General features: G+C 45.2%; 21 protein-coding genes. 12 read left to right on the top strand and 9 right to left on the bottom strand.

The window, feature by feature from the left end; all coding sequences use genetic code 11:
* Positions 1 to 12: 12 nt before the first annotated feature.
* Positions 13 to 1,008: a 2-hydroxyacid dehydrogenase gene (locus K7R10_RS11100; RefSeq protein WP_224484782.1), complete on the bottom strand. Its 996-nt coding sequence runs from the start codon at positions 1,006 to 1,008 to the stop codon at positions 13 to 15.
* Positions 1,009 to 1,140: 132 nt separating this feature from the next.
* Here K7R10_RS11100 and K7R10_RS11095 point away from each other — a divergent pair, with 132 nt between their 5' ends.
* Positions 1,141 to 1,650 (top strand): adenine phosphoribosyltransferase, encoded by a 510-nt coding sequence (locus tag K7R10_RS11095; protein WP_224484781.1) that lies wholly within the window; start codon positions 1,141 to 1,143, stop codon positions 1,648 to 1,650.
* Here the strand turns inward: K7R10_RS11095 and K7R10_RS11090 are convergent.
* The 3 genes from K7R10_RS11090 to K7R10_RS11080 form a co-directional block, all read right to left on the bottom strand.
* The gene (locus K7R10_RS11090) at positions 1,647 to 1,799 is read right to left on the bottom strand and encodes an SsrA-binding protein (protein WP_224484780.1); all 153 of its coding nucleotides are present in this window, start codon (positions 1,797 to 1,799) and stop codon (positions 1,647 to 1,649) included. The two genes, K7R10_RS11095 and K7R10_RS11090, sit on opposite strands and share 4 nt — an antisense overlap.
* Positions 1,800 to 1,907: 108 nt before the next feature.
* Positions 1,908 to 3,551 carry a M56 family metallopeptidase gene (locus K7R10_RS11085; RefSeq protein WP_224484779.1) on the bottom strand — a complete coding sequence of 548 codons (1,644 nt, stop codon included), beginning with the start codon at positions 3,549 to 3,551 and terminating at the stop codon, positions 1,908 to 1,910.
* Complete coding sequence (locus tag K7R10_RS11080; RefSeq protein ID WP_224484778.1) at positions 3,548 to 3,904, bottom strand: BlaI/MecI/CopY family transcriptional regulator; 357 nt, start codon at positions 3,902 to 3,904, stop codon at positions 3,548 to 3,550. Before K7R10_RS11080 ends, K7R10_RS11085 begins: the two co-directional genes overlap by 4 nt.
* Before the next feature lie 152 nt (positions 3,905 to 4,056).
* Here K7R10_RS11080 and K7R10_RS11075 point away from each other — a divergent pair, with 152 nt between their 5' ends.
* Positions 4,057 to 4,992, top strand: coding sequence for a calcium/sodium antiporter (locus K7R10_RS11075; RefSeq protein ID WP_224484777.1), 936 nt, complete (start codon positions 4,057 to 4,059; stop codon positions 4,990 to 4,992).
* 78 nt (positions 4,993 to 5,070) lie between these two features.
* Here K7R10_RS11075 and K7R10_RS11070 read toward each other — a convergent pair whose 3' ends face one another.
* Entirely contained in the window at positions 5,071 to 6,099 is a 1,029-nt protein-coding gene (locus K7R10_RS11070; protein WP_224484776.1) for a glutamine synthetase beta-grasp domain-containing protein, read from the bottom strand.
* A gap of 263 nt (positions 6,100 to 6,362) precedes the next feature.
* Here K7R10_RS11070 and K7R10_RS11065 point away from each other — a divergent pair, with 263 nt between their 5' ends.
* The 8 genes from K7R10_RS11065 to K7R10_RS11030 all read left to right on the top strand — a co-directional run bounded on the left by K7R10_RS11065 (position 6,363) and on the right by K7R10_RS11030 (position 17,065).
* The gene (locus tag K7R10_RS11065) at positions 6,363 to 8,549 is read left to right on the top strand and encodes a glutamine synthetase III family protein (RefSeq protein ID WP_224484775.1); all 2,187 of its coding nucleotides are present in this window, start codon (positions 6,363 to 6,365) and stop codon (positions 8,547 to 8,549) included.
* A 304-nt stretch (positions 8,550 to 8,853) separates the two neighbouring features.
* Positions 8,854 to 10,035: an AIR synthase related protein gene (locus K7R10_RS11060; protein WP_224484774.1), complete on the top strand. Its 1,182-nt coding sequence runs from the start codon at positions 8,854 to 8,856 to the stop codon at positions 10,033 to 10,035.
* 237 nt (positions 10,036 to 10,272) lie between these two features.
* Positions 10,273 to 12,825, top strand: a complete 2,553-nt coding sequence (locus K7R10_RS11055) for an adenosylcobalamin-dependent ribonucleoside-diphosphate reductase (RefSeq protein ID WP_224484773.1) — start codon at positions 10,273 to 10,275, stop codon at positions 12,823 to 12,825.
* Positions 12,826 to 12,949: 124 nt separating this feature from the next.
* Positions 12,950 to 13,408 (top strand): QcrA and Rieske domain-containing protein, encoded by a 459-nt coding sequence (locus K7R10_RS11050; RefSeq protein WP_224484772.1) that lies wholly within the window; start codon positions 12,950 to 12,952, stop codon positions 13,406 to 13,408.
* 117 nt (positions 13,409 to 13,525) lie between these two features.
* Positions 13,526 to 14,602, top strand: a complete 1,077-nt coding sequence (prfA, locus tag K7R10_RS11045; protein ID WP_224484771.1) for a peptide chain release factor 1 — start codon at positions 13,526 to 13,528, stop codon at positions 14,600 to 14,602.
* A 48-nt stretch (positions 14,603 to 14,650) separates the two neighbouring features.
* Complete coding sequence (gene pyrF, locus K7R10_RS11040; protein WP_224484770.1) at positions 14,651 to 15,460, top strand: orotidine-5'-phosphate decarboxylase; 810 nt, start codon at positions 14,651 to 14,653, stop codon at positions 15,458 to 15,460.
* Between the two features lie 3 nt (positions 15,461 to 15,463).
* On the top strand, positions 15,464 to 16,252 hold the full coding sequence (locus tag K7R10_RS11035) for an ABC transporter substrate-binding protein (RefSeq protein WP_224484769.1): 789 nt from the start codon (positions 15,464 to 15,466) through the stop codon (positions 16,250 to 16,252).
* 33 nt (positions 16,253 to 16,285) lie between these two features.
* Complete coding sequence (locus K7R10_RS11030) at positions 16,286 to 17,065, top strand: alpha/beta fold hydrolase (protein WP_224484768.1); 780 nt, start codon at positions 16,286 to 16,288, stop codon at positions 17,063 to 17,065.
* A 445-nt stretch (positions 17,066 to 17,510) separates the two neighbouring features.
* Here K7R10_RS11030 and K7R10_RS11025 read toward each other — a convergent pair whose 3' ends face one another.
* On the bottom strand, positions 17,511 to 18,476 hold the full coding sequence (locus K7R10_RS11025; RefSeq protein WP_224484767.1) for a carbohydrate kinase family protein: 966 nt from the start codon (positions 18,474 to 18,476) through the stop codon (positions 17,511 to 17,513).
* Positions 18,477 to 18,691: 215 nt separating this feature from the next.
* Here K7R10_RS11025 and K7R10_RS11020 point away from each other — a divergent pair, with 215 nt between their 5' ends.
* A complete protein-coding gene (locus K7R10_RS11020) occupies positions 18,692 to 22,150 on the top strand; it encodes a methylmalonyl-CoA mutase family protein (protein WP_224484766.1) in 3,459 nt (1,152 codons plus the stop codon).
* 108 nt (positions 22,151 to 22,258) lie between these two features.
* Here the strand turns inward: K7R10_RS11020 and K7R10_RS11015 are convergent, their stop codons facing one another.
* A complete protein-coding gene (locus K7R10_RS11015; RefSeq protein WP_224484765.1) occupies positions 22,259 to 22,681 on the bottom strand; it encodes a hypothetical protein in 423 nt (140 codons plus the stop codon).
* A gap of 122 nt (positions 22,682 to 22,803) precedes the next feature.
* Here K7R10_RS11015 and K7R10_RS11010 point away from each other — a divergent pair, with 122 nt between their 5' ends.
* The gene (locus tag K7R10_RS11010) at positions 22,804 to 23,244 is read left to right on the top strand and encodes an Lrp/AsnC family transcriptional regulator (protein ID WP_224484764.1); all 441 of its coding nucleotides are present in this window, start codon (positions 22,804 to 22,806) and stop codon (positions 23,242 to 23,244) included.
* A 2-nt stretch (positions 23,245 to 23,246) separates the two neighbouring features.
* Here K7R10_RS11010 and K7R10_RS11005 read toward each other — a convergent pair whose 3' ends face one another.
* A complete protein-coding gene (locus tag K7R10_RS11005) occupies positions 23,247 to 23,822 on the bottom strand; it encodes a DUF1543 domain-containing protein (protein ID WP_224484763.1) in 576 nt (191 codons plus the stop codon).
* 1 nt (position 23,823) lies between these two features.
* The gene (locus tag K7R10_RS11000; protein ID WP_224484762.1) at positions 23,824 to 25,377 is read right to left on the bottom strand and encodes an amidohydrolase family protein; all 1,554 of its coding nucleotides are present in this window, start codon (positions 25,375 to 25,377) and stop codon (positions 23,824 to 23,826) included.
* Positions 25,378 to 25,468 lie beyond the last annotated feature (91 nt).

The raw sequence follows: 25,468 nt of genomic DNA, 5'->3' as shown, positions 1-25,468 counted from the left end.
TCCTGTCTGTTGTCAGGATGAACGAACTACGTTGTCACTGCTCTTTCCTTTCATAAAATCTTCGATATTTCCAATGGTGGTGGTTGCGATCTCGGTAAGGGCTTCTGCAGTCAGGAACCCCTGGTGAGCGGTAATAAGCACATTGGGGAAGCTGATCAGTCTGGTTATCTGGTCATCCTGAATAACACTCTCAGAAAGATCCTGGAAAAATAACTGCTCCTCCTGTTCGTAAACATCGATGCCGAGGTAACCCACCTTCCCGCTTTTTAAAGCTTCTATAACCGCAGAAGTGTCTATAAGACCACCCCGGCTGGTATTAATTAACATAACCCCGTCTTTCATGACCGACAACGTATCTTCATTGATCAGGTGATGTGTGTGTTCGTTCAGCGGACAATGCAATGAAATGATATCGGCCTGTTTAACCAGTTCAGATTGCTCAACATATTGAATGCCGTAACTTTTCAGTTCTTCTGAAGGGTAAAAATCGGTTGCCAGCACTTTGCAACCCAGTCCCTTTGTGATACGGCAGAAATGGGCGCCGATCTTTCCGGTGCCGATCACACCGACAGTTTTTTTGTGTACATCAAAGCCGATCAGTCTTTCCAGGGAGAAATTTCCTTCCCTGATACGGTTGTAGGCTTTATGAGTTTTTCTGTTAAGGGTGAGTATCAGTGCAAGGGCATGTTCTGCCACTGCTTCGGGTGAATAGGCCGGGACGCGTACTACTGTGATATCGTTCTTTTCGGCAGCCTTCAGGTCCACATTGTTAAAGCCGGCGCACCTGAGCGCGATCAGTCTTATGTTGTAAGAAGCCAGGGCATCAATAACCTCCCTGTCGAGGTGGTCGTTAACAAAAACACAGACGCCTTCGTATCCTTCAGCCAGGCTAACCGTATCTTTTTTCAAAGGAACATCAAAAAATTTGAGTTTAATGGCGTCTCTTCTTTCCACCTTGCTGAAATATTGCCTGTCGTAATCTTTCGTACTGAATACCGCTATTTTCATTTTAAATTATTTAAAAGGTTTTGAAGGCAGATCTGCGGGATGTAAAGTTACACAATGAGGGGTATGATTCCTCGTTGTGCAGGTTTTTAAACTGTTTTAAAAGGTTGTATTTTCACTGAAATTTATCGAATCATGGATCTCAAAGACTTTATAAGGGAAATTCCTGATTTTCCGAAACCGGGAATCTCCTTTAAAGATATCACCCCGCTTTTGCTGGATCCACAGGCTACCCAATATGCTTTGCAGGAATTGCTTTCGGAAGTGGAGGGACCCGTTGACAAGGTGGTAGCTATGGAGAGCCGCGGCTTTTTCTTCGGATTACTGCTGGCCAAAGAGCTGGGTGCCGGCTTCGTACCGGTTCGAAAACCCAATAAATTGCCGTTTCAAACCATCAGTAAGGGTTATGAACTCGAATACGGAATGGATACCCTCGAAATGCACATCGATGCCGTGAAGGCGGGTGAGAGGGTTCTTGTGCATGATGATGTGTTGGCAACAGGAGGTACAGCAGCAGCGGTCAGGCAGATGCTGGAGGAGCAGGAAGCACAAATAGTGCAGTTTAATTTCTTAATGGAACTCAGCTTTTTGAAGGGTAGGGACTACCTGGGAGATCATACCACTCATGCTGTGTTGAGATATTAGTCGAGAGCTCTTTTTGTTACCCAAGTTCTCCAGCCAATCAGTGCCATTTGCCATTTTGAAGCCTTGGCCAGATCGACCTCCTTTTTTGACAAAGAAGGAAGTAAGGCCCGGTTTATTTTTGCAAGGAGTTTGAAAAATTTCTTCTTCATGGTTGGTGTTTCCTACAAATGTATGAAATCTGTAGAGAAATAGCCTCTAATAAGAAAACCCTCCTATCGGAGGGCTTCTGTATCATATTTATGGTATTCCTTATTGGTTTATTTAGTGTATATGAGAATGGCAGAAGGCTTACCATATTTCTCCTGAGCCTCTTCGCCTTTAAGCACCTTCATTTTATCGATCTGATCAGGTTGAAGGGCCTTGAGTTCTTCCGGTCCGGCCTTTTTGTCGTCGATGTAAACCGCTGTTTCATCCCAGTCTACTAAGGATATATTTGGAAGTGCCGGGGGTGGGGCTACATCTGTTGAGCCTGATTTAATGGTTTTTGTGTGAACCTCTATCACTCCGTCACTACCTTTTTCTCCATACTTGTCTGTGGCCTGCTTCCCTTTTAATACAGTGACACTTTCTATTTGGTCAGGGTCAATGCTCTTAACTGTTACTGTAGTGCTTTCATTTTCATCAACTATAACAATGGGTTTTTTGCCACGGGACGTAGTACCTGTTATTTCATTTAAAACCACGTATTCTTTCTTTTCTACCCGATCACCTGACATTATGAATATACCACCGTCTGCTTTAACGCCAAAGCTGAAGGGTTCGATCCCGTTTTTATTGTCGTGAGTGGCAGAGGCGGTGCCGCTGGCATGAGTGAACGTGACCTGCATCTTGGTAATGACCCCCTGCTTATTACGGCTGAGTTGGTTCCAGACCAGTTTTCCGCCTTTTTCTGCGACCTGCTCTTTCAGTTCCTTTAATTCTGAATCGCTCATTTCATTGGTAATGATAAAATTGAATTCCTCCTGAGCTTCTGCGGCCGGGTTGATTTGAGAGCTTGGCTGAGGGCCTTTGGCAGATTCTGAAACCTGGTACTGTGCTACAGTTTTCAGATTGAATAAGAAAACAAATGCCGTTAAAAATGGCAGGGCCAGAGAGAGTTTCCAGATGTTCGTCTTCTTAGAAGGGTTTTGATGTAACATAACTATTCGTTTTTTGATTAATGAATTGATAAATGGATTGATGATTGATAATTGTTGTGTATTCAAATTTTGCTTGACCAGGATGTACTGATATTCCTTACTGCAAAGTTTTCGGGTGCTGGCTTCACGGTCTGCCAGATATTCGAGATTTTGCGCCACATCTTTACGGTACAGCCAGGCTATAGGGTTGATCCAGGCAAAGATGGTGAGCAGGTGATTGAGCATGATATCTGCTGAATGCCATTGTTTGACATGCACGAATTCATGAGAAAGTACTGCCACTTGCTCCTTTTGTTCGCTTTGGCGGTAAGGAAGTACGATGTAGTTAAAAAATGAGAAGGGTGCTTCGGCTTCTTTCGAACGAATAATCTTCATGCCTTTGATCACCCGTGCAGACCCCTTTCTTAATATTCTTCTGAGGGAAGCCAGCTGTATAAGTAGTTTAGTGCTGAATAACACGGTCCCACCCAGATAGATATAAAACAGTGCAGTTCCCAGGCTGGTCGCTAAATCCTGGGTCTCGGCCACAGAGGTACCACCTGAGGCGCTGATCTCCCGGGAACCCACAGCTATTTCAATGATTTCGGTTCTTTCTATGATGCATAACGGGAGTAAGATTGATATCACGATACCCGAAAGCAGGAAAAAACGGTTATGAGTGAAAAATGTTTCTTTCGAAAGCACCCATCGATACAGTAACCAGAAAACCGCCAGTAAGGCATTGGCTTTAAGAAAGTAGGGGAAGAATTCGGTATAACTCATGATTTCTCAATTTTGTCCAGGATTTCCCGGAGTTCATCTGCACTGATCTTTTCTTCTTTGGCAAAGAAAGATACCAGGTTTTTATAGGAGTTATTGAAGTAATCTCCCACGGCTGAAGAGATAAACCGCTTGCGGTAATCTTCCAGGCTGACAATTGGATAGTACTGATGGGTTTTTCCAAAAGCCTTGTGATCGACATATCCTTTTTCTTCCAGATTTCTTACGATAGTGGAAAGGGTGTTGTAATGAGGCTTTGGTTCAGGGATCTCCTCGAGTACTTCTTTGACGAAGGCTTTATTCATTCGCCAGAGAATCTTCATTACTTCCTCTTCTTTGTTGGTTAATTTTTCCATGATTTCTCGGTCTTGCTGATACAAATATAAACTAAAAAAATAGTTATACAACTAAATTTGTAGTTATTTAACTAAAAAGGTAGTTTTCGAAGGGCTGATCTCCCGGCTTCATCGTCTGGCCTGCTTTAGCTATCTTCGCCAAAAAATATTGTATGAACCTGCTTTTAATCATTTTGGGCCTTTCATTGCTGGTAGTTGGAGGTAATTGGTTGCTGAAGGCGGCAGTGGGACTGTCCTTGAGGCTGGAAATTCCAAAGATCGTTGTCGGAATGACCGTGGTCTCATTTGCTACCTCGGCTCCGGAGCTTATAGTAAGTGTTCAGGCGGCTTTAGATGGATTTCCTGATATCGCCATGGGTAATGTGGTAGGTTCCAATCTGGCAAATCTCGGTTTGGTACTGGGTATTACGCTTATGCTGGGAACAATAGAGGTGGAGCGCACCTTCTATAAAACCGACTGGCCGGTTATGATGGCGGCCTCGGTGCTGTTATACTTATTTGTGATCTTCGACGGCCGGCTGGTACGTTATGAGGGAATCATTTTTGTTGTGTTGCTGGTGGTGTTTTTGGTCTATTTGCTGAGATTTCAAAAGCCGGCAGTGATAGATGAAATGCCTGAGGATGATGAGTTACTTCCTCTGTATAAAACCGTTATTTACCTGTCGCTTGGCGGGGTTGCACTTTGGGGCGGCTCTGAGCTTCTGATCAATGGAGCGGTGGGCATGGCAGAGTATTACGGGGTAAGTGAAAGGGTCATAGCGGTAACAGTGGTTTCAGTAGGAACCAGTATTCCGGAGCTGGCCGCTTCTGTAGTCGCAGTGCTCAAAAAGGAAAAAGCCATCTCCATAGGAAACCTGCTGGGTTCTAACGTGTTCAATATTTTTGCCGTGCTTGGGATCACAGCCATCATTACCCCGATAGGGGTGAATGATCCCGGACTGCTGAATACAGACATCTACTGGATGTTACTGGTGAGCTTTATGGTTCTGCCATTAGTATTTATTCCTAAAGGGCTCAGGCTCGGATGGCGTGACGGAATAGTACTGCTGGGCCTCTATGCCGGTTTTGTTTATTTCGTGATCATATAATCTGAAATAAGAAAGCCACCCGGTGAACCGGATGGCTTTACTTGGTGAAACCTTAAATCTTCAATCTTATGGCGGTTTCTATTTGTCGGCCATTACGGCATTGTCTACTCCCTTAACGGTTTTGATGATTCTTCCTGCTACCTTGTATGGGTCAGCATTTGAAGCCGGACGGCGATCTTCCAGCCAACCTTTCCAGCCGCTTTCAACTGTAGCGATCGGAATTCTTATCGATGCACCACGGTCTGATATTCCGTATGAGAACTCATCGATAGACTGGGTCTCGTGATTTCCGGTAAGTCTTTCGTCATTGTGAGCTCCGTACACATCGATATGATGGGAAGCCACAGGTCTGAAAGCTTCACAGATCTCATCATAAACCTCTTTACTTCCTGCATTTCTCAGAGTGGAGTTCGAGAAATTGGCGTGCATACCTGAACCGTTCCAGTCGCCACGTACCGGTTTCGGGTGCAGTTCTATATAGTAACCATACTTTTCGGTAAGACGGTTTAAAAGGTAGCGTGCGATCCAGATCTCATCTCCTGCTTTCTTGGCTCCTTTGGCAAAGTTTTGGAATTCCCATTGTCCGGGTGCCACTTCCTGATTGATGCCTTCAATATTCAATCCTGCTTCCAGGCAAATATCAAGATGCTCCTCTACCAGGTTACGTCCCCAGGTGTAACGACCACCTACTGAACAATAGTATTGTCCCTGTGGTCCGGGAAAGCCTCCTCTTGGGAACCCAAGGGGAAGATCGGTCTTCGTATCCATGATGAAGTATTCCTGCTCGAACCCGAACCAGAAATCGTTATCATCATCATCGATCTGTGCTCTGGCGTTTGAAGGGTGCGGTGTTCCGTCAGGACTCAGAACCTCATTCATGACCAGCCACCCGTTCTTGCGTTCCGGGTCGGGATAGATAGCTACCGGTTTCAGCAGGCAGTCTGAGGAGTTTCCTTCGGCCTGCATGGTTGAACTTCCGTCGAAAGACCAGATAGGGCAGCTTGAAAGCTTGCCGTCAAAATCATCTACGATCTTTGTTTTGCTGCGTAATTCCTGCGTTGGAGTGTAACCATCCAGCCAGATGTACTCAAGTTTCGCCTTACTCATAATAGTGTCTTATTTTTAAGAAGAAATAATTTCTGGGGCAAAAATAAAATAATTTTCATTTTAGGGGTGTTAAAACAGGGGTGATTGATCAATAATTATCAAATGATTATTAACAACCCTGTTTTAATTAGGGGTGTTCAAAAATTATTGCAAATTTTGAACAACAAAGTATTATTTTTACTGCGGTATTTTTCTTTTTATGGTAATACCGATGAGTTTTAGTAAATTCAAAGCTGTAATCCAATCATTTTAAAACGTAAGAAATGTCAAGAATTCGATTCGACGCCTTAAGTGAGACCTTTTCCAGGAAGCCTGTGGAAGTGGTGTCAAGAGGCATGCGCTCTGAGGTTTTCGGGAGCAATGTTTTCAGTGAAATAGTAATGAGGCAGTATATGTCTAAGGAGGCCCTCAAAAACGTACTTGAGGTGACCCAGGGGAGAGGTACTATTGACCGAAAACTGGCCGATGAAATAGCGGCAGCCATGAAAAACTGGGCAATATCTAAAGGGGCCACGCATTATACGCACTGGTTTCAGCCATTGACGGGCTCAACAGCAGAAAAACATGATGCTTTTTTTGAGCCTGTGTCTAATTCACAGGCAGTCGAAAAATTCGGAGGCGATCAGCTGGTGCAGCAGGAGCCCGATGCTTCAAGTTTTCCGCACGGAGGAATAAGGAATACATTCGAAGCCAGGGGCTACACCGCCTGGGATCCGACCTCTCCTGCATTTATTTACGGGACCACCTTATGTATCCCCACGGTTTTTGTTTCCTATACGGGAGAAGCGCTTGATAACAAAGCTCCTTTATTGAGGGCTCTTCAGGCTGTCGATACTCATGCGACGGCTGTAGCCAAGTATTTTGATAAGAATGTAAGTAAGGTATATGCAACTCTGGGATGGGAACAGGAATACTTCCTGGTAGATAAGGCGCTCGCCTATTCCCGCCCTGATATTGTGCAGGCCGGAAGAACGTTATTAGGTCACGCTGCCGCCAAAGGGCAACAGCTGGATGACCATTATTTCGGATCTATTCCCGGACGTGTACTGAATTATATGCGGGATCTGGAGCAGGAATGTATGGCTTTGGGAATTCCAGTCAAAACAAGACACAACGAGGTGGCTCCCAATCAGTTCGAGCTGGCTCCGATCTTTGAGGAGGCGAACCTGGCAGTCGATCACAATTCGTTGCTGATGGATGTGATGGATAAAGTGGCAGACCGTCATAACTTCAAGGTGTTATTTCATGAAAAGCCTTTTGCCGGCATCAACGGATCCGGGAAACATAATAACTGGTCGCTGTCGACAGATACGGGCAGCAACCTGTTAAGCCCTGGTAAAACACCGATGAAGAACCTGCAGTTTCTTACCTTTTTCATCAATACCATCAAGGCTGTAAACGACAATGAAGAGCTTCTTCGTGCCTCCATCGCTTCGGCTACCAACGATCACAGGCTGGGTGCCAATGAGGCTCCTCCTGCCATTATTTCGGTCTTCATAGGTTCACAGCTCACCAAAGTGCTTGACGAACTCGAAGATGTGTCGAAAGGTAAGTTGTCGCCTAAGGAAAAAACAGAGCTTAAATTAAATGTAGTAGGGAAGATTCCTGAAATTTTACTTGACAATACCGACAGGAACAGAACCTCACCTTTTGCCTTTACCGGTAATAAATTCGAGCTTCGTGCGGTAGGTTCGAAATCGAACTGTGCCAAACCTATGACTGTACTTAATACGGTTATGGCTAAACAATTGAAAGAATTCAAGCAGGAGGTCGATGCGCTGATTAAAGGAAAAGGACTGAAGAAAGATGAAGCGATCTTCAATGTGCTTCGCGAATACATCAAGTCTTCCAAGCGTATACGTTTCGAGGGAGATGGGTACAGTGAAGAATGGGAAAAAGAGGCAGAGAAACGCGGACTAAGCAATAACAAAACAACGCCGGTAGCGCTTAAAGCCGGAGTTTCGAAGAAAGCCATCGATTTGTATGAAGAGATGAAAGTCATGAGCGAAACTGAGGTTAAAGCCCGTCACGAGATAGAGCTTGAAGAATACGCCATGAAGGTGCAGATCGAAGGTCGTGTGTTGGGTGACATCGCAAGAAACCATGTGATCCCGACAGCTATTAAGTACCAGAACACCCTCATCGATAATGTGGAGGGTCTGAAAGAGATCTTCAGCGACCGTTTCAAAGAACTGGCCGGAGAGCAGCTCGATCTGATCGAGGCGATCTCAACCCATATCGCTGAGATCAATTCACGCATCAATAAGATGATCAATGAGCGTCGAGAAGCCAATAAGATAGAAGAGGCTCAGGAGCGAGCCGATGCTTATTGCACTAAGGTGTTGCCTTACTTCGATGAGATACGTTACCACTGTGACAAGCTGGAACTGCTGGTAGACGATGATATATGGCCGCTCACCAAGTACAGGGAATTGTTGTTCACTCGATAAAATACCGCTTATTTCGGTATAGAAATTAAGGCAATTGTTCTTGGTCTGATTTTTTATCGAATTTGTCGAAATGTGAATAAAACTACCTGTAAATCAGCGGTTGAGCTCTATCTGTTTCGATCTAATAGCTATATTTGAAATGCTATTAATCAATTTAATCGTGTGATTTTGATCAGCTTAAAGCGGGATTCGTGAGAGCTGTAAAGATCACCAAAGGGGTAAGAGAGGTAAAACTCTCGGAGGCGCACAAACTTTTGTTTGTGCGCTTTTCTTTTATGGCTATTTTTGTGCAAACTTTCATTTTATGGGTTCTGAGATCAGCAAAAGGTATGCGCAGCGTGGAGTGTCTGCCTCTAAAGAAGATGTTCACAAAGCGATAGAAAATGTCGATAAAGGCTTGTTTCCGAAGGCTTTTTGCAAGATCGTTCCGGACTACCTTACCGGAGACCAGGACCATTGTATCATCATGCATGCCGATGGAGCCGGTACCAAGTCATCTTTGGCCTATATGTACTGGAAGGAAACCGGAGATCTTTCGGTTTGGAAAGGAATTGCTCAGGATGCCCTGATCATGAATATCGATGATCTTTTGTGCGTGGGAGCTGTAGACAATATCATGTTGTCTTCGACTATCGGCCGCAATAAGAATCTGATCCCGGGAGAAGTGATCGCGGCGATCATCAACGGTACAGAGGAGCTCATCGCAGAGCTCAGAGAGTTTGGAGTGAATATCTATTCGACCGGAGGTGAAACTGCCGATGTGGGGGACCTGGTTCGTACTATTATCGTTGATTCCACAGTGACCGCGCGAATGCCCCGGAAGAAAGTGATCGATAACGCCCGTATCAAACCGGGTAATGTAATCGTCGGGCTGGCTTCTTTCGGACAGGCTACCTATGAGAATGGTTATAACGGAGGAATGGGTAGTAATGGTCTGACTTCTGCCAGGCATGATGTGTTTCATAAAGAACTGGCCTCAAAATATCCTGAAAGTTATGACCATAGCGTACCCGGCGACCTGATCTACTCAGGCAGCATGTCTCTGACCGGGAAGGTTGAGGATGCCCCGATCGATGCCGGAAAACTGGTGCTTTCGCCCACCCGAACCTATGCCCCTGTAATAAAGGCGGTTCTTGACAAGGTAGGTGTGGAAAAGATCGACGGGATGGTGCATTGCAGTGGTGGTGCTCAGACCAAGATTCTACATTTCATAGGTGACCATCACGTGGTGAAAGACCAGATGTTCGAAGTTCCCCCGCTTTTCAGACTGATCCAAAATGAATCGGGTACCGGATGGAAAGAAATGTACCAGGTATTCAATTGCGGTCACCGTATGGAGATCTATACAGACCCGAAGACCGCAGAGGAGATAATCGGGATTTCAGAATCTTTTAATGTGCCGGCGAAAATAGTGGGTCGTGTTGAAGCAGCTGATCAAAAGGGGCTTACCATAGACAGCGAGTTTGGTACTTTCGAATATGCCTGATTTTTGTTGATTTTTCTTTTTTGTTTACAGCACTTTTCTAACTACTGAAAAATTGCAATTGTTGCAAGTTTCTGTAAACTTTTCATTTTTCTTGGAATTTTAATTAATTGCAAATCAGTTAATTAACAAGTTGTTATTGATAACTTTTTTTATTTTAACAGCTACCGGTTTGCTGATTTATTTACTTTTATTTCCGATTGTGAAGCTTACTACTAATTCTTAAAATTTATTACTGCTATGCCATCTGTCACTACAGTTATACCTGAAAAAACGTATACGCCTGATGAGGTGTACCAGGCAGCCCTGGAATACTTCAAAGGCGATGACCTGGCCGCACGGGTCTGGATGAATAAGTACGCTCTGAAAGATTCTGACGGGAATCTTTACGAGTTAACCCCCGACGATATGCACAGGCGAATCGCTGGTGAGATCGCACGAATCGAAGCGCGGTATGCGAACCCGATGAGCGAAGATGAGGTGTATGACCTCATAAAAGGATTTACCTATATCGTTCCGCAGGGAAGTCCCATGGCTGGAATAGGAAATCCGTTTCAGATCGCCTCGCTTTCGAACTGTTTTGTTATCGGTAATGCAGGGGATTCAGATTCTTACGGAGGCATTATGAAGATCGACCAGGAGCAGGTGCAGCTTATGAAACGAAGGGGAGGCGTGGGGCATGACCTTTCACACATTCGTCCGAAAGGCTCTGCCGTGAAAAACTCCGCTCTCACCTCAACCGGGCTGGTTCCTTTTATGGAGCGTTTCTCCAATTCAACCAGGGAGGTTGCTCAAGACGGGAGAAGGGGAGCTCTGATGCTCTCGGTATCTATTAATCACCCCGATGCCGAAGATTTCATCGATGCTAAAATGGAACAGGGTAAGGTAACCGGAGCCAACGTTTCGGTAAGGATCGACGATGGCTTTATGCAGGCGGTAGACAAAGGGGTAGACTATACTCAGAAATTCCCTGTTTTGAGCGATAATCCAAAGGTCAGCAAAGATATCAATGCCCGGAAGCTATGGGATAAGATCGTGCACAATGCCTGGAAATCTGCCGAGCCGGGTATCCTGTTCTGGGATACCATTATACGCGAATCGGTGCCGGATTGCTATGCCGATCTTGGTTATACTACAGTTTCGACCAATCCTTGTGGAGAAATCCCTCTGTGTCCGTACGACTCCTGTCGTCTGCTGGCTATCAACCTGTTCTCTTATGTGAGAAATCCGTTTACGAAAAAGGCCAGCTTTGATTTTGAGCTTTTCAAAAAGCACGCTCGTGCTGCTCAGCGAATCATGGATGATATCATTGACCTGGAGCTGGAGAAGATCGATAACATTCTGAAGAAGATCAATGATGATCCTGAAGGAGATGAGGTCAAAGGTGTAGAGCGCAGACTGTGGGAGAATATTCGTGAAAAAGCGTTAAACGGTCGTCGTACAGGAATAGGAATTACCGCCGAAGGAGATATGCTGGCCGCTTTGAATATGCAATACGGAAGCGAGGAAGCCACTGCTTTCTCAGTTGAGGTTCATAAAACCCTGGCTCTTCAGGCTTATGGCGGGTCGGTTGATCTGGCCGCTGAACGCGGACCATTTGAGATCTTTGACGCCGAGCGTGAAAAGAATAATCCGTTCATTCTGCGACTCAAGGAAGCAGACAGTGAACTTTATTATAAAATGCTGGAGCACGGAAGAAGAAATATCGCACTTCTTACGATCGCCCCAACCGGAACCACCAGTCTGATGACTCAGACCACCTCGGGTATTGAGCCTGTTTTCCTTCCAGTTTATAAACGAAGAAGAAAGGTAAATCCCAACGATAAAGATGTACATGTGGATTTTGTAGATGAGGTTGGTGACAGCTGGGAAGAATACGTGGTTTTCCATCACAAGTTCAAGGAATGGATGACCGTGAACGGGTATGATCCTGATAAGAAATACAGCAGCCAGGAACTCGATAAGATCGTAAAGGCTTCTCCCTATTATAAAGCTACATCAAATGATGTTGACTGGCTGAGTAAGGTTCGTCTTCAGGGGCAGGTGCAAAAATGGGTTGATCATTCGATCAGTGTAACCATCAACCTGCCGAATGATGTAAATGAAGAGTTGGTAGGCAAACTTTACCTTGAAGCCTGGAAAGCAGGATGTAAAGGAGTGACGGTTTATCGTGACGGTTCGCGCAGTGGTGTACTGATTTCAAACAAGAAGGAAGAAAAGGAAGAGCAGGAAATGCTAACCGAATTCCCGACCAAGAGACCTCAGGGCCTGGAGGCAGACGTGGTTCGTTTCCAGAATAATAAGGAAAAATGGATCGCCTTTATCGGATTGATCGATAACAAGCCTTATGAAGTGTTCACAGGACTTTCTGATGATGAAGACGGGATACTATTACCTCGTTCTGTTGAAAAAGGCTGGATTATCAAGAATAGAAATGAAGACGGAAGCAGCCGTTATGATTTTCAGTTTGCCAATAAGAGAGGGTACAAGACCACCATCGAAGGCCTTTCGCATAAATTCGATCCGGAGTACTGGAACTACGCGAAACTGATATCAAGTACTCTGAGACACGGGATGCCTATTGAGAAGATCGTTGATCTCATAAACAGCCTGCAGCTTGACAGCGAGTCTATCAATACCTGGAAGAACGGGGTTGTAAGAGCGCTTAAGAGGTACGTTCCTGATGGCACAGCCATCAAAGGGCAGCAGTGCTCGAATTGTAAGGGGCAGAACCTGGTTTATCAGGAGGGATGTCTGACCTGTAAAGATTGCGGTTCATCCAAATGCGGCTAAATCACTGAATATATATGAATATAAGGCCTTTCCATCGGGAAGGCCTTTTTTAATGCCTTCAAAAACCATAAATCACTATATTTAAAAAACTTTAACCCCAAGCAACTCTTTTAGTTAACCTCTTATGGAAAGGAAAGATTTTTTACGTTCACTGGGTTCTGCAGCCGCGCTGGCTCTGATTCTTCCCTGTGCTGCCTGCAGTTCGCCTGCAGGTGATACATCCGGACAGCCGGAAGACCAGGTTGAGGATCCGACATCTGAAAATGAATTAGATTTTACAATCGATCTGTCTTCTCAGGATGCCGAGCCTCTTCAGGAACCCGGAGGGTACATCATCATGAATGAAACCGTAGTAGTGCGTAATCTGGCAGGTGATTTTGTTGCTGCTACACGAAGATGTCCTCATGAGGGTAATTACCAGATCGTTTATGATCGCGTCAATAACACAGAACGTTTTTGGTGTGATGTGCATGGTTCCCGTTTTGATCTGCAGGGGAAACCGGTCAATGACATAACCACAAATACCTTACTGATCTACCAGACAGAACTCAGCGGTAATACTCTTCGCGTATTTAATCCCTGATGCAGCCCCTGTAAATCTGCTTATCTTTCTGAACATGAATAATGTTCAAGAATGTACGGGTGCTATAGTGATGTGTTCAAATTATCGTAAATTTGGGTCCTTATTCAGATCAAGATTATGATTGATAAACTTAATATAGTAAAACAGCGTTTCGACGAGATTTCAGACCTGATCATTCAACCAGATATCATTGCAGACCAAAAGCGTTACGTAGCCCTTAATAAAGAGTACAAAGAGCTGAAGGAGCTGGTAGATAAGCGGGAGGAATATGTGTTGCTGAAAGATAATATCGCCGAAGCGGAAGAAATCATCGCAGATGGTTCTGACGATGAGATGGTGGAAATGGCGAAAATGCAGCTTGAGGAGGCCAAGGAGCAGCTGCCCGCCCTGGAGGAAGAGATCAAATATCTTCTCATCCCGAAAGATCCGGAAGATGCCAAGAACGTGGTGATGGAAATACGTGCAGGAACCGGAGGTGATGAGGCGAGTATTTTTGCCGGAGACCTTCATCGTATGTATACCAAATATTGCGAGAGCAAGGGATGGAAGGTGAATGTGGTGGATTTCAACGAAGGTACAGCCGGGGGGTATAAGGAGGTCATCTTTGAAGTCAATGGTCAGGATGTCTACGGAACCATGAAATTTGAGGCCGGAGTTCACAGGGTTCAGCGGGTGCCGCAGACCGAAACTCAGGGGAGGGTACATACCTCCGCAGCTACGGTCATGGTTTTGCCAGAAGCAGAGGAGTTTGATGTTGAGCTTGATATGAGCGATGTCAAGATCATCAGAACCACATCTACAGGTCCTGGGGGGCAGTCGGTGAATACCACGTATTCAGCCATACAGCTGCAACACCTTCCTACGGGAATCGAAGTGCGTTGCCAGGATGAAAAGTCACAACATAAGAACCTTGAAAAGGCGATCAAAGTCTTACGCTCGAGGTTATATGAGAGAGAGCTGGCTAAAAAGCAGGAAGAAGATGCGGCCCGAAGAAAAAGCATGGTATCCAGTGGTGACCGAAGTGCGAAAATTCGAACCTACAACTACCCGCAGGGGCGTGTGACCGATCACCGTATCGGGCTGACCCTGTATGATCTTTCAAATATCGTCAACGGAGACCTGGATAAGATCATAGAAGAATTGAAACTGGCAGAGAACACCGAAAAGCTGAAGGAAGCCAGCGAGACCATTTAATATGCCTTAAACATTTCGCTGTTCAGGCGACTGTAAATACATTGAACAATGACCAACGATCAGCTTACCGCTGCTATCAGGAAAAAATCTTCTTTTTTATGTATCGGACTGGATACAGATCCGGAAAAAATTCCCGGTTTTCTGCTGAAGGAAGACGATCCTGTTTTTTCATTCAATAAACGCATTATCGATGCTACCCATGACCTGGCTGTGGCTTACAAACCCAATATGGCTTTTTATGAAGCTTTGGGACTGAAAGGCTGGGAGTCTTTAAAAAAGACTATCGACTACCTGAATGAAAGATATCCTGAGATATTTACCATAGCTGATGCAAAGAGGGGTGATATCGGAAATACGGCAAATATGTACGCCCGCGCTTTCCTGGAAGATCTGAATTTTGATTCCATTACGGTAGCACCCTATATGGGCAGAGACTCGGTTGAGCCTTTTCTGGAATTTGAAAACAAGCATACTATTCTTCTGGCCCTGACATCTAACCCCGGGGCTTTCGACCTGCAGACCGAAAGTGTCGAAGGGGTTCCTCTCTATCAAAAGGTATTGGAAACTTCCCAAACGTATAAGCACAGCGAACGACTGATGTATGTCGTTGGCGCGACCAAAGCAGACTATTTCAGGAAGATCAGAAAGGTCGTTCCCGACAGCTTTTTACTGGTGCCCGGAGTGGGGGCTCAGGGAGGAAGCCTGGAAGATGTTTGCCGGTATGGCCTGAATGAAAAGGTTGGATTGCTGGTGAATTCATCCAGAGGGATCATTTATGCCGGGCAGGGAGATGATTTTGATAGCAAAGCCAGGGAAGCTGCCCAGCAACTGCAACGCCAAATGGCAGAATTTCTTTAGAAGATGATCCTGACTGATCAGGTTGGCCGAGAAGTATCGCTACCCGGAACTCCCGGGAGAATCATTTCGCTGGTGCCTTCACTGACCGAAGCCCTATGTGACCTGAAGCTGGCAGACCAGATCGTAGGGAGAACCAGGTTTTGTCTGCATCCCCGCGCTATGCTGAGCCATGTGCCGGTGATGGGAGGTACCAAAAAGATCAATCCTGAGAAAATACGCCGGGCGAGGCCTGACATTATTCTTTGCAATAAAGAAGAGAATACGTTTAAAATGGTGGGTGAACTGGAGAAGATCGCCCCCGTTCATGTATCAGATGTCTCCACCGTTGACGATGCACTGGAACTTTTCAGGCATTATGGTGATATCTTCAAAAAGGAGGAAGAGGCAGAAAATCTCATTGAAAGGATCAGCAATAAACGGTCAAAGCTGCTGGATGACAACGGTCAAAAAAGCAAAAGAGCTGCCTACCTGATATGGAAAGAGCCATGGATGTTGGCAGGAAAGGGTACCTTTATAGATCATATGATGGGACTTTGCGGATTGCATAATGTGATTCAACAGCAGCGATACCCGGCAATTGATATTCATGAAATAAAGGCCACAGCACCTGAGGTCGTTCTGCTATCGTCAGAACCTTATCCGTTTCGAACCAGGCATCTGCATGAGTTAAAAAAATATTTTCCTGATTCAAGAATATTGCTGGTAGATGGCAGTTACTTCTCCTGGTACAGCGGGCGAATCGCAGATGCTTTTAATTATTTCACCCAAATTCAGTCTGTCTTATACAGATAAAGACTCTTAATCATTAACTTTAGGCCTTCGATTATGTTGAATTACCAGATATATAAAAAATCAGAAAACGCTCCATGGGTCACTTTTGTGCATGGAGCAGGAGGCAGTTCTGCTATTTGGTTCAAGCAGGTGCGCCCCTTCAGCAAGCATTTCAATCTGTTGTTGGTCGACCTTCGGGGGCACGGTTCTACAGGAAGGATCAAAGATGCTTTTGATAAGAAGTATACCTTTCCTTCCATAGCTAATGATATACTGGAGGTATTGCGTCATTTGCGTATAGAATCATCCCATTTTGTAGGTATCTCCCTGGGAACCATACTGATCAGGAAAATAGCCTGTGAACAGCCGGGGATCGTAAAGAGCATGATACTCGGAGGGGCAATCATGAAGCTGAACATGCGGTCTCAGTTGCTTATGCGGGTGGGAATGATCTGTAAGAATGTGGTGCCATACCTGTGGCTTTATAAGCTCTATGCTTTTATCATCATGCCGCGCGAAAGTCATAAGGAATCCCGGAACCTGTTTATAAGAGAAGCCAAGAAGTTGTATAAAAAGGAATTTGTAAAGTGGTTTCGGCTTACCTCAGAGATCAATCCTTTACTGCGTTACCTTCGTGATTTTGACTTTGATGTACCCACCTTGTTCGTAATGGGTGAGGAAGATTATATGTTTTTACCGGCTATCAGAAAAAGCATTGAGAATTCATCACTTTCTCAATTAAAGGTTATTCCGGAATGTGGTCACGTGGTAAACGTCGAAAAGCCCGCAAACTTCAATGCGGCTTCCATAGATTTCATACGTCGCTGGGCGTAAAAAAACCGATCTGATGACAAATCGGTTTTTCAAAACTAGCTAACTCAAACAATTCAAAGTATGAAAAATATTCTCCGCAAATATCTGTCAGCTTGATGTAATTAATGTTAAGGTCAAATTACCAAAGTATTAATTATGAACTTCGCTTGATGGAGCGGAGAACTTCGATGAATCCTAAATTGGTCCAGTAGAGAGGTGCTAATCTAAGTGTCTTAAAATTAATTAATTAGTTTTAATGATGCAACAGAATTAGGAAAATATTCACCATTAAATAACCTGTTTTCTATATACGGGCAGAAAAGCTCTTTTTATGGTATATCGTAACTGCTTCTTTTCCAAGAAATGCAAAAATAATTCCCGTATTCCGAGTCTGTTTGTATGCATGTCAATTCAGCGAAACTCCCAAGGTCAGGAAATTTTTATAAAACACCCTGATTGTCGTGGGTCAAAGGTAGACCGACTTTCTGAGAGCTTCGGTTTCCTTACGGTCTTTAAAGACGCTGAAGTCTTTTCCCTGAGTTCGCAGGGCACCTAGAATATTGGCGTATTGGGCTGCGATCACCGGGTCAGCATGAACCGCATGGCCGTAAGCGAGTCCGCCTGCGAATGAATCACCGCATCCTGTGGTATCGACCACATGATCGACCTTCATAGAGGGTATAAAGGTCTTTTCGGTCTTCCCGTTGTCTTTCCAGTAGACCACACAACCTCTTGAGTCAAGCGTCACATAAACGTACCGGGTTCCCAGTTCGAGGCAGGCATCGGCAAATGAATCAAGGTGGTCGGTGAGTTCCTCGTTGTATTCGGTGAGTATGTTCTCATCTTCAAACCAGCTGAATTGTGATTCTTCCAGGTTCATTTTTAAGACATCTATATAGGGAAGCCAGTCTTTTTTATCTTTCCAGATCTTTCTTAGACGCGTACCTTCCTCATCTACCCAGGTGGTGGGGCCATGTGCATCAAAGATGATCTGTGCCTTGCTGTTTTCCTTCAGATATTTCAGGGTGTCAAGGGCGATCTCAAAATCGGTTATGGGTACAAAAACAAAAACATCGGCATCCAGAAAGGGCTCCACATCTTCGGGAAGTATGGGAGACATGCTCGAACGCTGTTTTTCCATTCGGTTGTTCTGGTCAAGAAACCTGAGTTCGATAACCGTTCCCTTATCGTGATGGGTGTGTATCCCCTCAGTTCGTATATTCCCGTACTGACTGAACAACTTCTTAACGGGGGCTTCATCGACTTTGTTGATATGCGTTACAGGAAATACTTCTCCCCGGTCATCCAGTAGCTTGGCCAAAGCGATTGCCGGATGGGTCACACAACCATACTTTTCAATCGTTTCTCCCTTATGGGTAATAATGGTATCGCGGGGAATGGGACCCGCTACTGCAATCTTAACTTTTGACATATCTGTTACACTAACTTAGATGTTCTGAATGTCATGAATTTACAAAAAAATAAGCGCAAATCCCGTCAAGTTGCTTGCCTCAGGAGCAGAAGATTGCTTACAACTGACTTAAACAAAACTTTAACAAGGCGATTCTTTTCAATTATTCTGAATTCAGAAGCTCTTTTTTTGCATTTTCTGTAAATTGCACGCACTAAAAACAGAATCGATTAGCGATGAAGCAAACAGCTCCTTATATACCTGAAAACAAGATCAGAATCGTAACGGCGGCCTCCCTCTTTGACGGTCATGATGCCGCTATCAATATCATGCGTCGTATCATACAGTCGACCGGGGTGGAGGTGATCCACCTGGGGCATGACCGCAGTGTGGAAGAGGTTGTGAATACAGCCATACAGGAAGACGTGAATGCTATAGCGATGACCTCCTACCAGGGCGGACACATGGAATATTTCAAATACATGTATGACCTGCTGAAAGAGCGGGGAGCATCTCATATTAAGATCTTCGGTGGGGGAGGAGGAGTGATCCTTCCGGAAGAAATAGAAGAATTGATGGAGTACGGTATCACCAGGATCTATTCTCCTGACGATGGCCGGGAACTCGGATTACAAGGTATGATCAATGACCTGGTCAGGCAATCTGATTATCCTATCGGGAAAGAGCTAAATGGCGAGGCAGACAAGCTGGAAGAGAAGAATCCGGGGGCTATTGCCCGGCTGATCAGTTCGGCCGAGAACTTTAAAGAGCAGGCCAACGGGGTTTTTGAAGCCATCAGTGAAAAGGCCGGAAAGAAAAAGACCCCTGTTTTGGGTATCACCGGTACCGGCGGATCCGGGAAAAGCAGCCTGGTCGATGAGATCGTAAGACGTTTTCTGAATGATTTTGAAGATAAGACTATCGGAATTATTTCTGTAGACCCGTCGAAGCGTAAGACCGGGGGGGCATTGCTGGGTGACAGGATACGTATGAATGCGATCAATAACGAGAGGGTTTATATGCGCAGTCTGGCTACCCGCCAATCGAACCTGGCCTTGTCAAAACACGTGGCTGATGCGGTAGATATACTGAAAGCGGCAGACTATGACCTGATCATACTTGAAACTTCAGGGATCGGACAAAGCGATACTGAGATACTTGATCATTCAGATGTTTCTCTCTACGTCATGACTCCTGAATTCGGGGCAGCCACCCAGCTTGAAAAGATCGATATGCTTGATTTTGCAGACCTGGTGGCTATTAACAAATTCGATAAGCGGGGTGCACAGGATGCGCTCAGGGATGTAAAAAAACAGTATCAACGCAATCACGGGGCATGGGATACCAATGTTGATGACCTGCCTGTATTTGGCACTATTGCCTCTCAGTTTAACGACCCCGGTATGAATACCCTGTATCGGGCTATTATGAATACCATAGCTGAGAAAACCGAGGCAGACCTTTCTTCCTCTTTTGAGATCAGTGATGAGATGAGTGAAAAGATCTATGTGATCCCTCCCAAGCGTACCCGTTATCTTTCAGAAATAGCCGAAAATAACCGGTCTTACGATCAGAAGGCACAGGAGCAGGCAGAGATCGCGCAAAAGCTGTACGGTATTTTCAAAACGCTGGAATCGCTTACAGGTTCTGTACCCAAACTTGAAAAGAGCGGATTGGATACAGAGAGCATTCCTGAGAATGATGCCGTTAATAAAGAGTTGGTTTCCTTGCTGATAAAGGAATTTGACCGGGTAAAGATGAACCTGGATCCGTTCAACTGGGAAGTTATTCAAAACTGGGACGAGAAAGTAAACCGTTATAAGGAACCGGTTTACAGTTTTAAGGTCAGGGATAAAGAGATCCGTATTCAGACCCATACAGAATCTCTTTCTCATACCCAGATACCTAAAGTTGTGCTGCCGAAATACCAGGCCTGGGGTGATATACTGACCTGGGTTTTGCAGGAAAACGTACCCGGAGAGTTCCCTTACACCGCCGGTTTGTATCCGTTCAAGCGTACCGGGGAAGACCCCACACGTATGTTCGCGGGTGAAGGAGGTCCCGAAAGAACGAATAAGCGGTTTCATTATGTAAGTCTCGATATGCCTGCAAAAAGGCTGTCGACAGCTTTTGATTCGGTAACGCTTTATGGTAACGACCCTGATCTGCGCCCCGATATATACGGGAAGATCGGAAATTCAGGAGTCTCTGTATGTTGCCTTGATGACGCTAAAAAACTGTACTCGGGCTTTAACCTCGCCGATCCTATGACCTCGGTGAGTATGACCATCAATGGTCCGGCACCCATGTTACTTGGGTTCTTTATGAACGCAGCCATCGACCAGCAATGCGAACTGTATATCAGGGAGCACGGCCTGGAAGCTGAGGTTGATAAAAAGATCGAGGCCATTTATAAGGAAAAGGGAGTGGAGCGGCCTGCTTACCACGGATTTGACCGCGAAAAGGGAATGCAGAAAGGAAAGCTCCCTGAAGGGAATGACGGTCTTGGGCTAATGCTGCTTGGGGTAACCGGGGATCAGGTGTTGCCGGCTGATGTGTATGAAGAAATCAAGGCCCGAACGCTTACCCAGGTAAGGGGAACGGTGCAGGCTGATATATTGAAGGAAGACCAGGCACAGAACACCTGTATATTCTCTACTGAATTCGCCCTACGACTGATGGGTGATGTTCAGTCGTACTTTATCGAGCAAAATGTCAGGAATTTTTATTCGGTATCGATTTCAGGATATCACATTGCCGAAGCCGGGGCTAACCCTATAACCCAGCTGGCATTTACCCTGGCCAATGGTTTCACCTATGTTGAATACTATCTGAGCCGTGGAATGGATATCAATAAGTTCGGACCCAACCTGTCTTTCTTCTTTTCCAACGGGGTGGATCCTGAATACGCTGTAATCGGCCGGGTAGCCAGACGTATCTGGTCAAAAGCCCTGAAGCATAAATACGGAGCCAACAGCAGAGCGCAGATGCTTAAATATCATATTCAAACCTCCGGAAGGTCACTGCATGCGCAGGAAATAGATTTTAATGATATAAGAACCACTCTTCAGGCACTTTATGCCATTTATGACAACTGTAATTCCCTTCATACCAATGCGTATGACGAGGCGATCACCACGCCAACCGAAGAGTCGGTACGCAGAGCGATGGCTATTCAGTTGATCATCAACAAGGAGCTGGGTCTCGCCAAGAATGAGAATCCTCTCCAGGGAAGTTTTATCATAGAAGAGTTGACTGATCTTGTGGAAGAGGCCGTGCTCAGCGAATTTGACAGGCTCACCGAAAGAGGAGGGGTGCTGGGAGCCATGGAAACCATGTACCAGCGTTCGAAGATACAGGAGGAAAGCCTGCATTATGAAACCCTTAAGCATACAGGAGAATATCCTATAGTCGGGGTGAATACCTTTTTAAGCAGTAAAGGCTCGCCTACGATCATCCCCGAGGAGGTGATCAGGGCTACTGAGGAAGAAAAGAAGCTGCAGTTGAATTCTCTTGAGAATCTCCATAAGGTATACGAGCAAGAAGCGAAAGAGGCTTTGCAAAAAGTACAGTCAGCAGCTGTTCATAACCAAAATATCTTCGAAACCCTGATGGAGGCTACCAAAGTATGTTCTCTGGGGCAGATCACCCAGGCGCTTTTCGAAGTCGGGGGCCAGTACCGAAGGAATATGTAGCACCCTATAATTTACAAACTCCGGGATCACTTGTGATCGCGGTCCATAAAAAAACCGGCTTCATGATGGTATGTTCCATGAAGCCGGTTTTTTATGTTATGCTTTTTATCAGTTAACTGCAGAAATACGGATTGCCCATTTTTGCTGCAATTTTCCGAATTTATTGAGCTCCTTTTTGAGCAGCCGGGTAAATTCTTTTCGTGTTACACCCTGTTGTTCCAGTCTTTCACAGCAGTTCATCAGGTAATCGGTCGACTGGCGAATGGCCTCTATAGAATGAAACTTGACGTTCGGGTCTTTGGTGCTTTCGGCCATGGCGATTTTAGGAGCCAGCCCCAGGGAGGTCATGATCAGGTGATCTGACAATCTCACATCTGCATTTTCATGCCGGTATTGGTCCATGATATCAAGGCCTGAAAGGTTGGCAGAAGCTGTAATGCTCCGGCTTAGGCGAAAGATCTCCAGAGCCTTCTGGTAGACAGCCAGGCGTTTTACACTTTTTGATCTTATCTGAGAACCGAAACCTTTCATAAATGAGTGATGATTACTGTAGAATCAAATTTAATCTGTTTAAAGCCATTTCGTCTTTAACTATTTAAGTATATTAGCTACTTTCATTAAAAATTAAAGCTTTTAATTCTTTTTTCATTAAAATGAAGGTTGATAAGTTAAATTGGCAGATCCTGGAGCTCTTGCAGAAGAATGCCAGGCTGAGTAATGCCGAGATCGGACGTAAGGTCGGACTCTCGTCTCCGGCGGTGGCAGAGCGTATACGAAAAATGGAAGATACGGGACTGATCAAAGGATATACCACCAGTATCGATTATTCCCAGTCAGGCTACCAGCTTTTCGCAATCATCACCTTGCGTGCCTTTATGGGAAAATTGAAGCCTTTTCTCGATACGGTGAAACAGTTCGATGAAGTGATCAATTGTTACCGTATTACCGGTAATGAAAATATCATTATGGAAGTTGTTTTTACCGATCACTTTCACCTGGAGGAATTCATTGATAAGATGATCACCTATGGTGAAACCCGTACCCATATCGTGCTTTCTAATGTGGTCGAAGACCGGCCTATTATAAAGAGGTGATTCTATGGTCGTTTTTCGAGCAGAGCCAGCTTGAGATAACCGATATGCAAAAGGTCATCTTCCTGCTCTCCTTTTGACGGTGTTATTTCTATGGCATATTCAGATTTGGTCTCCTCGTTCAGAATGTCTTCGATTTCATAGATGTCGTCGACATCAATGCCATATTTATCATCGATATGTGAAGTAGCCCCTTCAAAACCACAATGCTTGTAGAAGCTGGTATTCATGGATGTTTTGATGGCTTTTGATCGCGTATCTGCAACCGTGACCACTTTATAATGATATTCTTCGAACTCTCCTCTCTTATAACCTCCGAGGTTGATAAAGAACAGTCGCTTTGCCGGCGATGCCTTTTGCTGGTTATCCTTTCTTTTTACAATACTGATCGAATGACCATCGATCTGGGTGATCTCCCGCCAGGCATCGATATGAATTTGCCCTTTGGCCTCCGGCCAGAAAGCTTTCATTTCGGGTATGAGGGCTTTCAGGCTTGGAGCGATCCCGAAAAAAATGTCGTGTTGTTCGGTCAGGCGGCCCTCCGGTTTGCATCCGAGCATGACCATAAAAAGTTTTTCCATCTTAACTGCCCGGTTGTTTGATTTCAAAATTTTCTGCATCCTTAGCCTTGTCTACCATAGCCTTAACTTCTTCAAGCAATAGTTTTGCATCGTAAATGATCCCGTCTTTAATGGTGTATTTTACGCCGCCTACACGTACGACTTCATTGTCTTCGGTAAGTTTTACGGCCCCGGTACCGTAAAGGACCTTCAGGTTTTCAAGTGGGTTTTCACCAACCAGTACCATGTCTGCCTTTTTACCGATACTGATGGTACCCAGCTGATCTGCCACTCCCAGGGCTTCGGCACCATTAAGCGTGGCGGCTCTTATGATCTCCAGCGGATGAAAGCCCGCTTCCCGTAAGAGTTCCATTTCCCTGATATAGGCAAATCCGTAGAGTTGAAAGATAAAACCGGAATCAGAGCCTACCGTTACCCTTCCACCGCGATTCTTGTATTCGTTAATAAATGTCATCCAGAGATCATAGTTGCGTTTCCATGCCACTTCCTGCTCGGTACCCCAGTAATGCCAGTAGGATCCATGGGAGACTTTGCTGGGCTGATAAAATTTCCAGAGTGATGGCAGGGTGTAGTCTTCATGCCATTCGGCCCTGCGTGCCCGGTGAAGGTCACGACTCGCCTCGTAAATATTGAATGTGGGATCTATGGTAAAATCCAGTTCGATGAGTTCGTTCATAACATTGTTCCAGTGCTCAGAGTAGGGTTCTGCAGCCTGTTCCCAAAGTTTTCCGGCTTCCTCGAACCGATGCTGTTCGTTATTGTAATTGTAATTCAGAGGGTAGTTCTGTACCGTTCTGTCTGTAAAGAGCGCTTCAGGAAGTCCGTACCAGTGCTCCATGCTGGTAAGTCCGGCACGAGCCGAATTCAGCACATTCCACCGGGCCACATCCATCTGGGCGTGATGACAGGCTGACCCGAGCCCAAGCTTATTGTTCTCGTCAAGTGCGGCAGTCATGATCTCGGGGTCTGCCCCAAAGAATTTGATACCGTCTGCTCCGCCTTTCGCATTCATTCGTACCCACTCACGGGCTTGTTCTGTGGTGCTGATCGGTTTATCGCTGCCCTGACCAAAAATAGTATAAGCGAAAATACGCGGAGCTACAATTTCATTGCTTTCGCTTTTCCTTTTCAGGTCAAGGGTATATTCAAGTCCCCGGCCTCCGGGCTCCCTGACGGAGGTGATACCATGGGCCATCCACAGGCGGAATACATAATCCGGGTCAGCCCCCTGAGCATCTCCGCCTATATGTCCGTGCATATTGATAAAACCAGGAAGCAGATACATACCTGAGGCATCGATCTCCTTTCCGTTTTCTTTGAGTTTGGGGCGATCCTTTGGTTTAATGGCAACCCCCGGATAACCTACCGTATGTATTCCGGTTATAATATCGTTCTCAATCACTACATCTACCGGCCCTGTCGGAGGTGCACCGTTCCCATTGATCAGCGTGGCTCCTCTGATGATCAGCTGGGAATAGGGTCCTTCAGATACCGCTTGCGCGTTCAGTGCGATAAAAGAAATTAAAAACAGAAAATTTACTACGGTTCTTATCATTATATTTTCTTTTTTTGTGGCCTAATCTTTGCCCAAGATACCATATCTGATTTTATTTTAATAACTTTTGAAAGAAAACGCTTAGTAACTT

It is taken from the genome of Robertkochia aurantiaca (genome assembly GCF_020166495.1).
Taxonomy (GTDB): Bacteria; Bacteroidota; Bacteroidia; order Flavobacteriales; family Flavobacteriaceae; genus Robertkochia; species Robertkochia aurantiaca.
The sequence above is the reverse complement of the archived record's forward strand: the minus strand, read 5'-3'. Positions and strand labels throughout refer to the sequence as shown.

Coding starts and splice junctions, on each gene's coding strand:
- K7R10_RS11100 (WP_224484782.1), bottom strand. CDS start 1,008: ATGAAAATAGCGGTATTCAGTACGAAAGATTACGACAGGCAATATTTC.
- K7R10_RS11095 (WP_224484781.1), top strand. CDS start 1,141: ATGGATCTCAAAGACTTTATAAGGGAAATTCCTGATTTTCCGAAACCG.
- K7R10_RS11090 (WP_224484780.1), bottom strand. CDS start 1,799: ATGAAGAAGAAATTTTTCAAACTCCTTGCAAAAATAAACCGGGCCTTA.
- K7R10_RS11085 (WP_224484779.1), bottom strand. CDS start 3,551: ATGAGTTATACCGAATTCTTCCCCTACTTTCTTAAAGCCAATGCCTTA.
- K7R10_RS11080 (WP_224484778.1), bottom strand. CDS start 3,904: ATGGAAAAATTAACCAACAAAGAAGAGGAAGTAATGAAGATTCTCTGG.
- K7R10_RS11075 (WP_224484777.1), top strand. CDS start 4,057: ATGAACCTGCTTTTAATCATTTTGGGCCTTTCATTGCTGGTAGTTGGA.
- K7R10_RS11070 (WP_224484776.1), bottom strand. CDS start 6,099: ATGAGTAAGGCGAAACTTGAGTACATCTGGCTGGATGGTTACACTCCA.
- K7R10_RS11065 (WP_224484775.1), top strand. CDS start 6,363: ATGTCAAGAATTCGATTCGACGCCTTAAGTGAGACCTTTTCCAGGAAG.
- K7R10_RS11060 (WP_224484774.1), top strand. CDS start 8,854: ATGGGTTCTGAGATCAGCAAAAGGTATGCGCAGCGTGGAGTGTCTGCC.
- K7R10_RS11055 (WP_224484773.1), top strand. CDS start 10,273: ATGCCATCTGTCACTACAGTTATACCTGAAAAAACGTATACGCCTGAT.
- K7R10_RS11050 (WP_224484772.1), top strand. CDS start 12,950: ATGGAAAGGAAAGATTTTTTACGTTCACTGGGTTCTGCAGCCGCGCTG.
- prfA (WP_224484771.1), top strand. CDS start 13,526: ATGATTGATAAACTTAATATAGTAAAACAGCGTTTCGACGAGATTTCA.
- pyrF (WP_224484770.1), top strand. CDS start 14,651: ATGACCAACGATCAGCTTACCGCTGCTATCAGGAAAAAATCTTCTTTT.
- K7R10_RS11035 (WP_224484769.1), top strand. CDS start 15,464: ATGATCCTGACTGATCAGGTTGGCCGAGAAGTATCGCTACCCGGAACT.
- K7R10_RS11030 (WP_224484768.1), top strand. CDS start 16,286: ATGTTGAATTACCAGATATATAAAAAATCAGAAAACGCTCCATGGGTC.
- K7R10_RS11025 (WP_224484767.1), bottom strand. CDS start 18,476: ATGTCAAAAGTTAAGATTGCAGTAGCGGGTCCCATTCCCCGCGATACC.
- K7R10_RS11020 (WP_224484766.1), top strand. CDS start 18,692: ATGAAGCAAACAGCTCCTTATATACCTGAAAACAAGATCAGAATCGTA.
- K7R10_RS11015 (WP_224484765.1), bottom strand. CDS start 22,681: ATGAAAGGTTTCGGTTCTCAGATAAGATCAAAAAGTGTAAAACGCCTG.
- K7R10_RS11010 (WP_224484764.1), top strand. CDS start 22,804: ATGAAGGTTGATAAGTTAAATTGGCAGATCCTGGAGCTCTTGCAGAAG.
- K7R10_RS11005 (WP_224484763.1), bottom strand. CDS start 23,822: ATGGAAAAACTTTTTATGGTCATGCTCGGATGCAAACCGGAGGGCCGC.
- K7R10_RS11000 (WP_224484762.1), bottom strand. CDS start 25,377: ATGATAAGAACCGTAGTAAATTTTCTGTTTTTAATTTCTTTTATCGCA.